The sequence below is a fragment of the Acidithiobacillus sp. genome, assembly GCF_023229925.1.
Lineage (GTDB): Bacteria > Pseudomonadota > Gammaproteobacteria > Acidithiobacillales > Acidithiobacillaceae > Acidithiobacillus.
The window spans coordinates 18,976-35,236 of sequence record NZ_JALNYM010000004.1 but is presented as its reverse complement, the minus strand read 5'-3'; the positions used below and the strand labels follow the sequence as shown (position 1 = coordinate 35,236).

Here is a 16,261-nt window from a genome sequence, read left to right as displayed (position 1 = left end):
ATGACACCATGATCAAAGACATCAAAACCGCGCTGTTGCTGTTCCTGATTCTGGCCGTGATGACCGGTCTGATTTACCCCCTGACCATGACGGGTATCGGGCAGGTGGTGTTTCCCCATCAGGCCAACGGCTCTCTCATTCGCCAGCATGGGCGGGTCGTGGGTTCCAGCCTCATTGGTCAATATTTCCGCGAACCGCAGTACTTCTGGAGCCGCCCTTCGGCGACTGCACCGGTGCCATACAACGGGGCGGGGTCCAGCGCCTCCAACCTGGGTCCGAACAATCCTGTTCTGGCGCAGCACGTGGCGGCACGAATCAAAGCCCTTAAAGCCGCCGATCCCGCGGAAAAGGGGCCGGTCCCGGTGGATCTCGTGACTTCATCGGCGAGCGGGCTTGACCCGGATATCAGCATCGCGGCGGCGCTCTATCAGGTCCCGCGCATTGCGCAGGCTGGTGGTGTCCGTATCGTAACATTACACCAGCTGATCAGGGAGAATACGACAGAACCCTTGCTGGGATTCATCGGTGAACCCGTGGTCAATGTGATGAAACTCAACCTCGCGCTGCATGCGCGATATGTCGCATCGCTGCGGGCACCAGAATTTCCTGCACCGGTACCCCAATAGTGACCGGTCACTGCCCCTTACTAAGCATTCTGGCCATTGGGAATCCTGGGGGAATGGGACTGGACCTGTCGAGCTTGGTACCGACGCCTGTGCCTTGGGTCGCGCTTGCGTAGCGGCGACGCCTCTTTTACAATGAGCGTATTCAGTTGGGCTGAATCAGCGCAGCGCGAATCAGAACGCTCCCTCCATCAGGAGGTTTGGGTACGACAGGTCTCCTGATCGTACCTTTTTTATTTTGAACTGCCACTTTTTCGGAGGCCGTGGGATTTATGGGAGAGATTACGAGGGCGCTCATCAGCGTTTCCGACAAGCGGGGCGTAGTGGAATTTGCCCGGCGGTTGCGGGATTTTGGGGTGGAGATACTCTCTACCGGCGGCACCGCCAAAGTCTTGATGGCCGACGGTGTCGCGGTGCAGGAAGTGGGCGACTACACCGGTTTCCCGGAACTGCTGGAGGGCCGCCTCAAGACCCTGCACCCCAAAATCCACGGCGGACTGCTGGCGAAGCGCGACAACAGTAGTCACACCCGGCAGATGATCGAGCACGGCATCCCCGCCATCGATCTCCTCTGCGTCAATCTTTATCCCTTCGCCGAGACCATCGCCAGCGCCGATTGCACACTGGAAGAAGCCATCGAACATATTGATATAGGCGGCCCGACCATGCTCCGTGCGGCAGCGAAGAACTGGGAAGGCGTCACCGTCCTCGTCGACCCCGATGACTATGCCGCCGTGCTGCAGGAAATGGAACAGAGTTACGGCGGCGTCGGCGCCAGCACCCGCTTCCGTCTGGCCACCAAGGTCTTCGCCCACACCACGCAATATGACGGTGCTATCGCCAACTATCTCTCCAGCCTCAGTGCCGATGGCAGCCGGACCACCTTCCCGCAGACCCTGTCCTTGCAATTTGAAAAAGCGCAAGAACTGCGCTACGGCGAAAACCCCCATCAGGCCGCCGCCTTCTACCGCGATGGCAGCGGCGGCGGACTGGCGGACGCCCACCAGTTGCAGGGTAAGGAACTGTCTTACAACAATATCGGGGACGGTGATGCCGCCGTCGCGCTGGTGATGGAGTTTGCCGGACCCGCTTGTTGCGTGGTGAAGCACGGCAATCCCTGCGGCGTGGCCGTGGGACCGGATCTGCTCAGCGCCTATCAGCGCGCGTGGGCCGGCGATCCGGTATCCGCCTTTGGCAGTATCATCGCCTGTAACCGACCACTGGACGCCCAGACTGCCGAACTCATGAGCAGCCAGTTCATCGAGATGGTACTGGCCCCTGCCATTTTGCCCGACGCCCGGCCCATTCTGGCCAAAAAGAAAAACCTGCGGGTGCTGGCCTTTGACGATGGCTGCGCTTGGCGGCGGGCTGGCTGGGATTACAAGCGCGTGCGCGGCGGCCTGCTGGTGCAGGACTTTGACCAGGTCATGGAAGCGGAAGCAGACTGGGCAGTGGTCTCAGAACGCGCACCGACGGCACAGGAAGCCCGTGACCTCGCCTTTGTCTGGCGGGTCGGCAAATACGTGCGCTCCAACGCCATTGTCTATGGCCGCGAAGGCCAGACCGTCGGCATCGGTGCGGGACAGATGAGCCGGGTGGATGCCGCCAAATGCGGTGCGGCCAAGGCCCTGGAACTGGGTTTCGACTTACACGGTGCGGCGCTGGCTTCTGACGCCTTCTTTCCTTTCCGCGATGGGGTCGATGCGGCGGCGGCGGCGGGCGTAAAGGCGATTATCCAACCCGGCGGTTCCATTCGTGATGAAGAAGTCATCGCCAGTGCCAATGAACACGGCATCGCCATGGTCTTCACCGGCGTACGCCATTTCCGGCATGGTTGAGGAGAAAACGCAAATGGGTGCGAAAGTCATGGTCCTCGGCGGTGGCGGACGCGAACATGCCATCGCCTGGAAGCTGGCCCAGTCGGCCGAGGTGGCGGAGATCTACTGCGTGCCCGGTAATCCCGGTACGGCGGCGGAGGCCAAAGTCCATAACCTGGCCCTGAAGCCGACGGATGCCGATCAGGTGGTCGCGGCCGCCCATGCGTTGGGCATCGCCCTGGTCGTCATTGGCCCCGAAGCCCCATTGGTAGCGGGCGTGGGTGATGCCCTGCGCCGGGCCGGCATTCCGGTCTTCGGCCCCAATGCCGCCGGAGCGATGCTGGAGGGCAGCAAAACCCACGCCAAAGCGTTCATGGAGCGGCACGGTCTTCCTACCGCCCATTACGGACATTTTACCGAGGCTGGCGCGGCCCTCGGCTATCTGCGTGACCACCCGTTGCCGGTAGTGGTCAAAGCCGATGGCCTGGCCGCTGGCAAGGGGGTCGTCGTAGCTTTCGAGCAAACAGAAGCCGAAGCCGCCGTGCGCCAGTTCCTGCAATGGGGCCCCATCATCATCGAAGAGTTTCTTGCGGGGGAGGAAGCCAGCTTCATCGCCATCGTGGTGGATGGTCAAGTCCTGCCGCTGGCGGGATCACAGGACCACAAGCGCCTGCGGGACGGCGATCAGGGCCCCAATACCGGCGGCATGGGTGCCTATTCCCCCACCCCCGTCCTCGACACCGCCATGAGCGAGCGGGTGTTGCGCGAGGTGATGCGCCCCGCGGCACAAGGGTTGATGACAGATCGCACACCCTACCGCGGCTTTCTCTACGCCGGCCTGATGATCGGCGCCACCGGACCCAAGGTGCTGGAGTTTAACTGCCGATTGGGCGATCCCGAGACGCAGCCGCTGATGATGCGTTTGCGCTCCGACCTCTATACGCTTTTGCTGACTGCGGCCCGCGGCGATCCACTGCCGAAGGCGCTCGACTGGGACCATCGCGCTGCGCTCTGCGTCGTGCTGGCGACTGCCGGTTATCCGGATCATCCGCAGGTCGGTGACCCAATTCTCGGTCTCAATAAGACGCAGGAGAATACGGTCAAAATTTTCCATGCCGGAACTGCGGCAGACGACGACACCGTCGTCACGGCTGGTGGTCGGGTGCTCGGCGTCACAGCGCTGGGGGAAAGCCTGGCGATCGCGCAACAGCGGGCTTATGCCGCCGCCGCCGATATTCGTTGGCCTGGCCTGCAGTATCGGCAGGACATCGGCTACCGCGGCCTGCGGCGCACCTGATCGCGTTTTCGGCCGATGCTGCCCCGCCATCCACACCGTCAGGACGTTCGCCGGGGGGTTGCGCATTTACGGCGCGGTGGGGTCATCGCCTATCCTACGGAAGGGGTCTGGGGACTGGGCTGTGACCCGCGCCAGCGCCGCGCCCTGCGCCGGATTCTGGCGCTGAAAGGACGGCCACAACATAAAGGCGTTCTTCTGGTGGCCGGTCGGACGGCAGAAACCCGACACTACTGGTCTGCGCAGGGAATAGACCCGGCTCTGCTGGCACAACTCTGGCCCGGAACGACACTGGTGCTTCCCGCCGCACCGACAGCCCCCTTCTGGATACGTGGACGCCATGAAAGCGTTGCGGTGCGGATCAGTACCCACCCGGCTATCGTGGTGTTGTCGCGGGTCTTTGGCGGCGCCATAGTCTCCACCAGTGCCAATCCAGCAGGGTACCAACCGGCCCGCGACCTGCGCACCTTGTACCGCTATTTTGGTCGTTCCCTGTGGGTACTACCGGCCCGACTAGGTGGTCAACGCCGCCCCAGCCGCATGGTCGATGCTCGCAGTGGCCACGTCTTACGGGAGTGAAAACATGCAACAACCATCCTTGGATGCAATGGAAACTTTTCTCCGCGGCCTGCAAAATCGCATCTGCGACGCCTTGGAGGCAGCAGACGGCACCGCGAAATTCCGCGAGGATCTTTGGGAACGGCCCGGCGGCGGCGGTGGTCGCACCCGGGTTATTGCCGAAGGCGCTTTGCTGGAAAAAGGCGGGGTCAACTTCTCCAAGGTCCATGGCGACCAACTTCCCCCCGCGGCTACCGCGCATTGCCCCGAACGGGCGGGACAGGCCTTCACCGCCCTTGGCGTCTCCTTGGTATTGCATGCCCGCAACCCCTACGTCCCCATCGTCCACATGAACTACCGCTTTTTTTCGGCAGGACCGGCGTGGTGGTTCGGCGGCGGCGCCGACCTGACACCCATCTACGGCTTTGAGGAAGACGCCCGGCATTTCCATGGCACGCTCAAAACCGCTTGTGATCGCCATGACGCGGGCTTTTATCCGCGCTTCAAAGCCTGGTGCGATGACTACTTCACCATCAGGCACCGTCAGGAAATGCGCGGGGTCGGCGGCATCTTTTTCGACGATCTCCATGGCGATGGCGCGCTTCTGCAGGCCTTCTGGGAGGACATGGCCAACAGCTTCCTCGACAGCTATCTGCCCATCGTCGCCCGGCGCCGGGACCTGCCCTACGGTGAACGCGAGCGGCAATTTCAACTCCTGCGCCGGGGGCGCTATGTGGAATTCAACCTCGTCCATGACCGCGGCACCCTCTTCGGCCTGCAGTCCGGCGGGCGCATCGAAAGCATCCTCATGTCCTTGCCGCCCCTGGCGGCCTGGACCTACGACTGGCAGGGCGAAGCCGGGAGCCCCGAAGCCCGCCTCAAAGAAGACTTCCTCACGCCCAGGGATTGGGCATGAGCTACGGCCTGCTGCGTCCCCTGCTTTTTACACTGGACCCGGAGCGCGCTCACACCCTGAGTATCGCTGCACTGGAAGCACTGGGGCACATGCCACAGAGCATGGCCTACCTGACAAAGCACTATGGCGTCACCGATCCGCGCCTGGCGCAGGACTTTTGGGGGCTGCATTTTCCCAACCCCGTCGGCCTCGCTGCTGGCTATGACAAAGACGCCCGCGCTGCCGCCGTTCTCCCTGCCCTCGGCTTCGGCTTCATCGAAATCGGCACCGTGACCCCGCGCCCACAGCCGGGTAATCCACGCCCCCGGGTCTTTCGTTATCCGGCACAACAGGCGGTCATCAACCGCATGGGTTTCCCTGGGGAAGGGGCGGCGGCAGTTGCCCGAAGACTGGCGGCATTACCTGGCCATCCGGTGCCTATCGGCATCAATCTCGGCAAAAACAAGGACACCCCGCTGGAGCGGGCGCCGGACGACTATGTCGCCGCGCTGGAGTTGCTTTTTCACTATGGCGACTATCTCTGCATCAATGTCAGCTCACCCAACACACCGGGACTGCGACTGCTGCAGGGGGAGGAAGCCTTACGGGGACTGCTCAGTGCCGTTGCTGCAGCCAATCAACGTCTGGCCGTGCAGCATCAGCGTCCCCCGCTGCCTCTGCTCCTGAAGATCGCTCCAGATCTGGAGAATGAGGATATTCATGCTCTCGGTGGTCTGGCCTTAGGCACAAAACCTCTGGTAGATGGCTTTATCGCCACCAATACCACTGTAGAACGCCCGGTCTCCCAGCCTGTGCTCTCCGAAAGCGGGGGCTTGAGCGGTGCACCATTGTTGGAGCAATCCAACGCCGTCATCGCCCAACTCTATCGTGCGACCCAGGGACAGGTACCCATCATTGGCGTTGGTGGTATCCTCAGTGCGGCAGATGCCTATGCCAAGGTCCGAGCGGGAGCCAGTCTACTGCAGGTCTATAGCGGGCTGATTTTTCGGGGACCGGAACTGGTGCGGGAGATTCTGGAAGCGTTGCCGGAGCTGTGGTTAAAGGATGGTTATCCCGATCTTGCGCATGCCCGGGGTAGTGCCACCTGATATCCGCTCCGCTACAGCATCCGAACGGTTCCCAGTGAGATCAAAATAGCAAAAATCCGGTGACCGCAAGGCCACCGGATAGAGGACTTTTGGAAACCCGCCGCCAACCGGCGGATACCAATCAGACTTTAGAACTTCGCCGCCACGCTGGCACCGACAAAAGCCGGTGCACTCGCCTGCGCGGAAATGAAGTTTCCGCCATATTTTGCACTCCGCAACTGTTCGTATTCATACGGGATGTAATTGGTGTTAAAGATGTTATCCACATACAAGTCAACAGTAACCTTTTTCACCCCCAAACCACTTGGCCGCCACGCATAACCCAGATTAAGATTGGTGATATTGTAGGGATGCAAGGAAACTCCCGCAGGCGCACCCTTATTGGTGTTGATATACTGGGAACCGACAACATGGTCGGTAACCCGTGCACTGAATCCGGCGTAGTGATAACCCAGACCAAAGTTAAGATTGTACATGGGGACATCGCCGACGTATTCCCCATTGCTGACAGATGCACCATCGGCAGCATCAAAGTTCGACGTATATTTCGCATCGGTCAAACTATAGTTGATGAACGCATTCATATGGTCGGGTAATTTAGCATCCACCGAAGCAGTGACCCCCTGATACAGCGCGCTACCCACATTATACTGGAAGGTCTGCCCGGTCTGGTTATCATAGAAATAACCGAATTTATTGCTGAACATCCGGCGAAAATAGGCCAGTGACGTTTTGATATCACCGAAGTTATAGCGGATACCCGTATCGATACTATCCACGTACTCCGGTTTGACCAACATTGGCCCCGGCGTTGGTGTAGAGCCTATAACCGAATAATAAGCACTGATATTTGGTACTTTATAGACCCGGCCATAATGGAAGTACAAATCCGCATTCTTGGTAGCGAGGAAACTTACCCCAAAAGACGGCTCCCAGTAGTTAAAGGTATTACTGACGCTACCCCCGTAGTTGTAATAATACCCCTCAACATCGTTACTTGTCGTATCGACCAGGTAATACTTGGCACCCGGAGTGAGGATCAAACGATGATTGAACAAAGTAATACGATCTTGTAGATAGACATCCCCATAATTACGGGTATCATGCTCATCCCATGCGTCATTGTAACCATTGATCATCGGAACTGCGGGCTGGCCATACCAGTACTCTGCCGAATGGTCCCTACTGAACATATACAGTCCACCGAGCGTGACGGTATTATTCGGCAAGAGGAAGGTCAGCGATGGCATCAAGCCTGCATTACCGAAATTGTCGACATAGCGCTGATACTGTGTACCATTATAGCTGTTTCCGAATAACGCCGTCGGATTATAGGTATTACTTGGTCGGCCCGTCTTGCTGGGATTGGCGTAGCTTTTTAGTGCTGTTGGCAACGGGTAACCATCATATCCAGCTTTATAAGCCGCGTTGGCATAGGCCGTGCGGTCGTTGTTATTCTGGGTTATGAAAAACTTTGATTTGGCCAGTATGTACTGATTCAGGATGGATTTCCAGCCCAAGATGGTGGTGTACGAACTTGTAGTGGTTCGATCATTCCAGATGTTGGGAGCCCACTGAAAGCTGCGGCCGTATTTTTGTAACAAAGGCAAGGGCACCGTGGATGGCTGTTGAGCAATCTCATGATTGTAGATCGTAATCAGTGAGAGCTGGGACATGCCGTGGTTGTAAGGCTGTACTGCCGCAAAGTAGTAGTTGTTGTTGGTGGAGAAAACATGGTTGATAAAGCTGTGGAAAGGACTGTAATAGTAGTTGGCGTACAGTTTGGTTCCCGTATACGGCAAAACGCCCGAGTTGACACTAAACCCACCGGCGGCACTGTCACCAACGCCACCGGAGTAAAGTCCGCCACTACCCGAAACCTCGGCATAGAATTTTGAAGTGGGCATACGCGGCTTATAATTCAACGTCGCACCCAACGCATTGATGCCTGTCTCAGAAGGGGTGTTGGCACCGCTGTACACCGAGACTCCCGAAAATTGACCGATACCAATGGGTGTGAGAGCGTGGTCATCACCCTGACCGTTCGTACCACCGCGAAAAGTGTTAATCAGAGGTACACCGTCCAGATTCACGCCAATCTGATCGCTGTTGAAACCCTGGTAGGTAAAGGTGCTGTCACCGGTGGTCAGGTTACCGGGTCCAGTGCTGGTTACGGTAAAGCCCGGCACGTTGCGCAACACACTCTGAAAGTTTTCATTTGGGCTGGCATGCGTCACCAGTTCTTTACTCAGGGAGCCAGTGCCACGCTCCGGCGGCGCTTCTTTCTCTACTTCACCAATGGTCACCGGAGCATTGCCACCAGTGGGGACAGCCGTAGCCGTCTCGGCACCGCTGACGGTAGGGGCCGTCGCATCGGCGTGAGCGAGAATGGGTAGGGCACAAAGTGACATGATTACCGCAGTGCGCAAAGTTGGGCAATATACCATGATAATATCCTCATCAGGAGAAAACTTGTTATAAATCATCTACAACAGTGCAGCATTCTAGCCACACAACATGACATTATTATGACGATTCAATGACCAAATTCTGACAAATGGCACTTGTGTTGGGAGGGGGAACAGATGACAGCAGAATCACCAGGCAAGAAAATCAAGATGGTACATGTACAGTCGTTGTATTCTTGCCGCATGGCGCAAGAAACAGAAATGGTTGCCCTTTGCGCGCTCGTCAATAGTGTGTATCGAGGCGAAACTGCCAAAGATGGATGGACTACAGAAGCGGATCTACTGGACGGTCAGCGTTGTGACCTGATGATGCTCAAAGATCTGGTAGCAAAACCGAATAGCGGTTTTCTGGTCCTCTGCAATACAGAGGAAATAGTCGCCTGCTGTTATTTACAACTTGTCGAAACAGAAGTAGCCGAATGCGGAATGCTTTCGGTGACGCCGACTTAGCAAAATCTCGGCGTGGCTAGCCTATTGTTACATACTGCAGAGGAATATGCGCGAGACACCTGGGAGGCCCAGCGTATGCGTCTGTGGGTTATCAAACAGCGGCCTGAACTGACTGCTTATTATCAGCGGCGAGGATATCAGCTGATCGGCACCACCCTACCCTTCCCGGAAGATAGTCGTTATGGCATACCCAAGGTTGCCGGACTCTGCCTTCTCGCCATGGAGAAGGCATTGACATTGCCGGCCTGATCCGTCAGATGTTGAAGTCCTCAGGTTTCTGATCCCAGTCAAAGGCACCCATCATATCGTAGGCATCCCGGTCACGGTGGTTGAGGGCCTGCAGGCCAAAACGGGTTTCGATGAATTTGAGGATGCTGGCGGTGCTGGCCAGGTGATGATCCACTAAACCCTGGCGCGCCCAAGGACTGATAAGTAAGGCCGGAGTACGGGTGCCAAACCCATAGTCGTCCACCACTTTAGGCGGCAACGAATCCCAGAAGCCACCGCCTTCATCATAGGTAATGAAGATGGCGGTTTTGTCCCAGGCTGGCCCATCCGCGGCAGCGCGCACCAGTTGCTCGACCCATTCCATGCCATAAACAGGTGCGCAGTCGGCTGGATGTTCGTCATGGGCGGCACTGGCCCTGACGAAGGAGACACCGGGCAGTTTGCCGGCACGGGCGTCGGCAAGAAAATCGTCACTGTCGCGCATACGGCCGTTCTTCACATATTCTGGCCAACGCGGGTAGTACTGGAAGGGATTATGGTGGGCCACATACAACTGACCCGTGTCAATTACCGCCGAGCCATCGCCTGGACCAAAAGCGGTCTTGAGCGCCCACGGCTTTACCCGACTCCAGTTTTCGTTATACCAGGCCCAGGATACTTTGGCGCCATCCAGACGGTCCCCGATATTGTCGTAGGTCTGTGCCTCCGGGGGTGGGGATATCTTCAGGGCCTTCATTGCATCCGCATCGGTCGGTCCCTGCACCGGCGGCAGATCGTTGACCAAGACTTTTTTGTGGTCATAGGGCAAATCAAAGAAGCCATGTTCCAGACCGGCCTCTTTCGGATCGAAGGGTGCGCACACCTCCTTGGGTGCATTGGGATAAACACAGGAACGAGCAGCCGTCAGATAAAGCGCGTTACCGGTACTGCCGCCACTCATGGCCTGAAAGAAATGATCAAAGAGCGTGTACCGGTGCGCGACATGATGATAGAAGGGCAGATCTTCGCCGGTATAATACCCCAGCACCGGACCACTGGGACGAGCCAGGTCAAAGGCGATCTGGTCCTGGCCCATTTTTTGGAAGTCGTCCCGCGCCAAAAGGGTTTTTCTGCCGCCTGCCAGGGCTACGAAACGATCCATCTTACCGTTATTAATCTCCGCCATCATACGGAAAAATCGATGTTGTGGATCCCAATGTACATTGCCTTTAGCGGGAATATAGGGTGCCATGTGGAAAGGCTGATTAGGCAATTGCACGTTCTGAAAGCCCGGAATATCCGTAGGTAACGGCAGGTTACCATAAGCGATACCTGCCGGATTTTTCTGCATGCCGAGAAAACGACGGTCCAACTGTCCCTGTGCATCTAGCAAATTGATAATTTGTTGCCCGTTTTTCGGCTGGAAGGTACCGAAGTAATGATCAAAACTCCGGTTTTCCTGAAAGATCACCACCACATGCTCAATCTTCTGACGCAGGAGACTTTCCTCGCTGACCCCCGCAGCACGTGCCACACCCAGCAGATGCGGAGCGGCAATAACTGCGCTGCTTCCCAGTCCCAACTGCTTCAAAAACTGCCGACGATTCTGTTGTCCCATAGAAAACACCCTCGTTTATTGATTATGAGTAATGATCTGCTATTCTGATATCTGCGGCAGAACGGTACGCCTCGCTGGCACCATGGCTCTAAAATTCACTTTCAAAGTGCTGAGTTATGGAAGAGACATCCGCGAGTCCTCGCATACCCTTTGGCGGGTCCTCTTCGTCTCAGTCCACCTCACCAGCCTGGTAGGCAGCCACGGGCGCATGCTGTTTTCTTGCGTAAATATCAAGATACTGCATTTCCCGATGCCAGGATTTAATTCCCTTGGCAGCAATCCATTCCTGCTTCATCTGCTCCGGACCAGGCACCTTCAGCAGCGTTGTCGGTGCATACGCCTCGGATTTGGCGGGCGGCGCTATTCCCGCACCATTCTTGGTCTGATGCTGCATAAACCAGGCTTCATTGAGATTATGCCCTGCAGCACCAGCCTCTCTACGCAGCAGGGTATAGTCGGCGCATTGTCCCGCGTTAAAGGCCAGCGGCACCTGCAACGGCAGCACTTTCGCCTCTGCATCGTCCGGATGCGATGTCCACATGCCCGAAAAGATGCTGGCATTCTCGTCCCACTGCGACATGGGGGGCAAACCAAAAATCGCCTCTGTAGTTTTGAGAATATTCACCTGAGAATATCGATGGGTTTCCAGATGGCCTTTTTTGATCCAAGGTCCGATGGCCAGGGCAAAAGTCCGATGGGCATCAATGTGATCCGCCCCCGACTGTGCGTCATCTTCTGTCAGAAAAACCACCATGTGCTTCCATTGCGGTGTCGTCGACAGATAATGAACGAACTTTGCCGTAGCATAATCGTTATCGGCCACATAATAATTCGGTGTGTAATAGCAGGGTGAGCGCCCTGCCGTATGATCATCGGGCAGCCAGATATATATGAAGTGAGGGAATTGCGTACCCGGATGGGCTTTCAACCACTGTTCTGCCACCTTTTCTCGATAGCTATCGAGCATCATCCGGTCCCAGCCCGGAAAACCTGTAGCCAGATGTTTTTTCATCGCCGTGGAGATATTCCCTGCCTGAGAACGGGAGACGAATTCCCCAAAGTCTTCAAAAGATATTTTATGATCCAGCAAGTCATTGAACAGAAACAGGCGCTCAGGATAACTAATCCAGGGATTCGACCATTTACCTAATGCCGAAAGGTTTTCATAAATCGCATAGGGATTATCGACGCCCAGCGGTATGCCGCCGGTACCCGTAGCTTTTCCGGGTATGAGAGACTGTGTCCAACCCGGATTGGGAACAATACCACGTCTTGAATAGTATTCCGGCCAAGTCCGCTGCACAAAGTCCGAGTCTGATGCCGCGGTGGTCCATTGATGGCCTTGGGCAGTGACCTCACCGTCGGCCATGAAATGGACGAAAAGGGTATATCGACTCGCTAAATGGTAGAGGTTGGGGAGTTCCTTCGGGCCATAGAGATCCAGTTGCGGGTCCGCCCAGACTCCCGCCGGTTTATAATCACCGAAATCCTCATCAAAGGTTTTGTTCTCACGCAGAATAAAAACCACATAATGGATATGGCTATGCAGGAATTGTGTCGCTTTCACATCTTCCGCATGTCGTGCCGCGCGCTGGGCGCTGGTAAAGCCATTATTTTCCAGGCTCTGCTGCGTCCATAGCGACAAATACCGCGACAAATCACTCAGATCAATTTTTTGCACCAGGCCGTCCATCATATCGCCGACCCACTGATGCTGTGCGTTCGGCCCCGAACCCAAACCCTTTGCGGCAACCACATAGAGGGCTTTGCCCGTATGGGTAATAGCGGTCGGATACCAGCCCGTCGGAATCAGGCCCAGTCCTTTTCCAGTCTGTACGTCATAAACCGCTACATCATTATTGCCGGCATTGGCCACGAACAACTTGCCGTCAACCACGGTCAATCCGTCCGGGTAACTTCCTGGAGGGGCATCGGGATAAGGGCTATCGTTGATGAATCCCTTCACGGCCAGTCTAGCTGTATCCACTTCAGCCACACGATCGACATTGGCCAGCGCGACAAAAACATCGGGGGAATGGGGTACAGCAGCCAGGGCGGTAGGATGTACACCCGCCTGTGTGTTGTCGGGACCTGTGGGCGGACCGACGCGCACGGTGCCCAGCATGTGCATCGTATTGGGATCGACTACCGCGACGGCATTGCCACCCCATAAACTCACCACAAGACGTTGGTTCTCGCCCGCAAAGGTCAGGGCATAAGGATAAGATCCAACGTTCAGATAGCGCGTTTCACCTGTCCGAATATCCACTCGTGCCAAACTGTTGGCAAGCATTCCCGTAACGTAAAGGTGTTTTCCGTGCGGCCCGACAACAACCGCGTCAGGATAATAATGACGCGTTTGCTCATCATGCTCGCCTTGATACTGATAGGGGTATTGATCTTTAGGAAACGCTTGCCATGCCAGAGGATAACGGTGCAACAAGCTCAGCTTGCCATCCTTGAACACGAAAGCAGCAACATCATCCGTTTGCCCCCCCGCGGCGTAAAGCGTTTGATCGGGCCCTACCGCCATCCCCTGAAAAAAATCCTGGTGCGCAATGCTATCACCTTGTTGATCACTGACCTCATTCGCGACAATCTGTCGGGGATCCACCTCTTTTTCATAGGCCGCGACTCGTGAAATCTTGCGCAAATCATTCTGTGCATACACGGTGATGGTCTGGGCATGGGTGGCACCATTCGCCATGGCGGCGATATGATCCGCCATGGGCAGCACCTGGGTCACAAAATTCGCTGCGCCATTTACTAACCCCACCGGACTGACGATGCGTCCTGTCGGCAGGACATGGGTAACCAGACTTCTGTTGTCTGCACTGACCTGAATAGGTCCGGTGAGATCACGGGTATGAGACGGAGTCTGGGTGTAGGCCAGAGCAACTGTCGGCATTGCCATAAAAGCCAGGCCCAACATCGGCAAGAACCATCTCGTCCACCAACTATGATCAGTCACCCCAGACTCCTTCATCGCAAACACCCAGAAACTACCACGCCAGCACTACGAGGAGTGGCTTGACAAATGCACTTCCACATTAAAATTGGTGGCATGTTTCGGCATATTCTTGGTAAAAGGCGGATAAGCACCCTCTTCTACCGATTTCAACGCCGCCTTATCAATTGGCCTCACACCACTGGATTGGGCAATTTTCGCCCACAGCAGTTGACCCGACGGCGCCAATCGGAAGGCAATCACGGCTGTGCCACTCAAATGCATCAGCCGGACGGCCTCCGGTACATGGGCATCAGCCTGGACCCGGGCGCGCACCATACCAGCGTACTGATCTACGGCCGCCTCACGTGCAGCCATGTTCGGCGCAGGAGGGGGCGGTGGTGGTGGAGGCGTGGTTACCGGCAGACTCGGCGGCACCACCGGTGCCGTAGGCAGCGGTGTTTTGGCCATCAACGGCTTGGGCGCAGGCGTGTGATGCACTACCGGCCTCGGCTGCGGAATGGGACGAGGTATCGGCTTAGGCACAGGCTTCGGATGCACTACCGGCTTCGGTGGCACCGGCTTGGGTTTAGGAGGCGCCGGTTGCATCATATGAATGGCGATGATCTTCTTTACCATCGGCCTAGGTGGTGGCGTATTACCACTTACCCAGATCAATCCACCCACTAACAACACCTCCAGCACAGCGCCGACCAGCAAGGCGCGCCCGAAGTACCCCTCCGGCTTTTTCGGACGTTGCGGCGCCCAGGACGGATCACTGACAATTGTATTCAACGATTATCTTCCTCATCAAATTACGTTTCGACGTTCAACCCTGACAAAAATTCGGCCAGTGCGAAAAAGGGATCTTTTGAGAAGACCCCCTCATAATCAGTTTTTTTACGCCGATCAGTCTAGTTGCTTATGCGATATAATAGGTATTTTTTCTAACTACTTGCCTTCGCGGCAATCCCGATATCACTCACCCCAGCCTTCTGACAACGGTCCATCACATGGACGAAGTCTTGAAAGGGCACCCCCTTGTCGGCAGCGATGGTGATCTGGGTCTTACTGGGATCCCCATCAGCGGCGAGCATTTTCTGCAGGTCATCGAGATCATAGTGATGACCTTTCACATTCACCGATCCATCCTTATCAATATTGATGGTGTAGTGCGGACGCGGAAGCTGCTGCGCCTGACTGGAGGCAGGAAGCTGCAAATTCAGCCCCTTATCGGGGATCATTTGCAGCGTGATCATGATAAAAAACACCAGCAGGAAGAGCATGATGTCGATCATTGGGATGATCTCCACCCGCCCCTTCTTCTGCTCGAAGTAACGGCGCTCCATCAACTGGCCCTCGCCACGGACAACACTTCACTGCGCTGCTTGTCACTGTTGTCCGGCGTCATCATGGGTTGACCGTCCATCCGATTGAGCAGCATGGTTTTTACGGAATCCAGTTGCAGGAGAATCTGCCGCACTTGATTGTTGAAGGCATTGAAGGCCACTAGACCGAGCATGGCAATAAACAGGCCCGTTGCCGTAGCGACCAGCGCGTCAGCCACACCACCGGTGACCGCCGTAGGCGCGTGCCCCGGCGCGGCCAGAACCGAAAAGGCGTGGAACATACCGATGATCGTGCCGAACAAACCCAGCAGTGGCGCCAAAGTGATGATCGTGTCCAGCAACCACAGGCGGCGATCCAGTTGCGGCGCCAACACCAGCACGCTTTCTTCGAGACGGCTGGCAAGGGCCTCACCCTTGACCTGACCATGATGGGAGGCGGCCATTCGCAGCAAAGTAGCTTCTGGCAGATCACCGGCACTTTCAGTCATTTTATTAAGCGTTTCACGATCCAATCGACCGTGGCTGCCCAGCTCCTGTACGAACACCAATCCGCGCAGAATGGTGCGCCGCAGGTACCAGAAGCGGTCTACCATCACCGCCAGCTCAACCAGCAGCAGAATACCAAGTATGTAAAGAACGCCATCTGAATAGTTGGCGAGATGAATGAGATATTGCAGGTTCATGGAAGTCCCTCTTCATAACGAAGAGGCTACCATAGCAAATCAATGTGACAGTTTTATGAACCTTTTATGACAATTTTACATGAATGGCATTTTTCTAAGGCAAGCTCAGGCGACAATCAAACCCATGCACGTTTATAGATACTCCACAGCTCCCGCCTTTCCGGCGCAAAGTCCGATCTGGATGCACACCGCCGAGCAAGCCCATTCGATGCTTCCGCCAAAATCAGAATAAGTGCCCCGGAA

General features: G+C 56.3%; 14 protein-coding genes. 8 read left to right on the top strand and 6 right to left on the bottom strand.

Annotation, left to right across the window (positions count from 1 at the left end; all coding sequences use genetic code 11):
* Window positions 1-8: 8 nt before the first annotated feature.
* From kdpC to M0P56_RS11630, 6 genes are all read left to right on the top strand, one after another.
* The gene (kdpC, locus tag M0P56_RS11655; RefSeq protein WP_291510196.1) at window positions 9-626 is read left to right on the top strand and encodes a potassium-transporting ATPase subunit KdpC; all 618 of its coding nucleotides are present in this window, start codon (window positions 9-11) and stop codon (window positions 624-626) included.
* A 269-nt stretch (window positions 627-895) separates the two neighbouring features.
* Window positions 896-2,461, top strand: a complete 1,566-nt coding sequence (purH, locus tag M0P56_RS11650; RefSeq protein ID WP_291510195.1) for a bifunctional phosphoribosylaminoimidazolecarboxamide formyltransferase/IMP cyclohydrolase — start codon at window positions 896-898, stop codon at window positions 2,459-2,461.
* 13 nt (window positions 2,462-2,474) lie between these two features.
* A complete protein-coding gene (purD, locus tag M0P56_RS11645; RefSeq protein WP_291510194.1) occupies window positions 2,475-3,737 on the top strand; it encodes a phosphoribosylamine--glycine ligase in 1,263 nt (420 codons plus the stop codon).
* Between the two features lie 15 nt (window positions 3,738-3,752).
* Window positions 3,753-4,313, top strand: a complete 561-nt coding sequence (locus M0P56_RS11640) for a Sua5/YciO/YrdC/YwlC family protein (RefSeq protein ID WP_291510193.1) — start codon at window positions 3,753-3,755, stop codon at window positions 4,311-4,313.
* 4 nt (window positions 4,314-4,317) lie between these two features.
* On the top strand, window positions 4,318-5,208 hold the full coding sequence (gene hemF / locus M0P56_RS11635) for an oxygen-dependent coproporphyrinogen oxidase (RefSeq protein WP_291510192.1): 891 nt from the start codon (window positions 4,318-4,320) through the stop codon (window positions 5,206-5,208).
* On the top strand, window positions 5,205-6,296 hold the full coding sequence (locus M0P56_RS11630; RefSeq protein WP_291510191.1) for a quinone-dependent dihydroorotate dehydrogenase: 1,092 nt from the start codon (window positions 5,205-5,207) through the stop codon (window positions 6,294-6,296). Before hemF ends, M0P56_RS11630 begins: the two co-directional genes overlap by 4 nt.
* A gap of 128 nt (window positions 6,297-6,424) precedes the next feature.
* On the opposite strand, the gene M0P56_RS11625 is transcribed toward M0P56_RS11630, so the two are convergent.
* Window positions 6,425-8,782: a TonB-dependent receptor gene (locus M0P56_RS11625; RefSeq protein ID WP_291510190.1), complete on the bottom strand. Its 2,358-nt coding sequence runs from the start codon at window positions 8,780-8,782 to the stop codon at window positions 6,425-6,427.
* A 99-nt stretch (window positions 8,783-8,881) separates the two neighbouring features.
* Between M0P56_RS11625 and M0P56_RS11620 the strand changes: the two genes are divergently transcribed.
* Window positions 8,882-9,214, top strand: a complete 333-nt coding sequence (locus tag M0P56_RS11620; protein WP_291510189.1) for a hypothetical protein — start codon at window positions 8,882-8,884, stop codon at window positions 9,212-9,214.
* Window positions 9,215-9,226: 12 nt separating this feature from the next.
* The gene (locus M0P56_RS11615) at window positions 9,227-9,463 is read left to right on the top strand and encodes a hypothetical protein (protein ID WP_291510188.1); all 237 of its coding nucleotides are present in this window, start codon (window positions 9,227-9,229) and stop codon (window positions 9,461-9,463) included.
* 4 nt (window positions 9,464-9,467) lie between these two features.
* Here the strand turns inward: M0P56_RS11615 and M0P56_RS11610 are convergent, their stop codons facing one another.
* From M0P56_RS11610 to M0P56_RS11590, 5 genes are all read right to left on the bottom strand, one after another.
* On the bottom strand, window positions 9,468-11,039 hold the full coding sequence (locus tag M0P56_RS11610) for an alkaline phosphatase family protein (protein WP_291510187.1): 1,572 nt from the start codon (window positions 11,037-11,039) through the stop codon (window positions 9,468-9,470).
* Window positions 11,040-11,208: 169 nt separating this feature from the next.
* Window positions 11,209-14,010: a bifunctional YncE family protein/alkaline phosphatase family protein gene (locus M0P56_RS11605; protein WP_366110159.1), complete on the bottom strand. Its 2,802-nt coding sequence runs from the start codon at window positions 14,008-14,010 to the stop codon at window positions 11,209-11,211.
* 45 nt (window positions 14,011-14,055) lie between these two features.
* Entirely contained in the window at window positions 14,056-14,781 is a 726-nt protein-coding gene (locus tag M0P56_RS11600) for an energy transducer TonB (protein WP_291510186.1), read from the bottom strand.
* Window positions 14,782-14,933: 152 nt separating this feature from the next.
* Window positions 14,934-15,335: a biopolymer transporter ExbD gene (locus M0P56_RS11595; RefSeq protein ID WP_291510185.1), complete on the bottom strand. Its 402-nt coding sequence runs from the start codon at window positions 15,333-15,335 to the stop codon at window positions 14,934-14,936.
* Window positions 15,335-16,018 (bottom strand): MotA/TolQ/ExbB proton channel family protein, encoded by a 684-nt coding sequence (locus M0P56_RS11590; protein WP_291510184.1) that lies wholly within the window; start codon window positions 16,016-16,018, stop codon window positions 15,335-15,337. The genes M0P56_RS11595 and M0P56_RS11590 overlap by 1 nt, the downstream gene beginning before the upstream one ends.
* Between the last annotated feature and the right edge of the window lie 243 nt (window positions 16,019-16,261).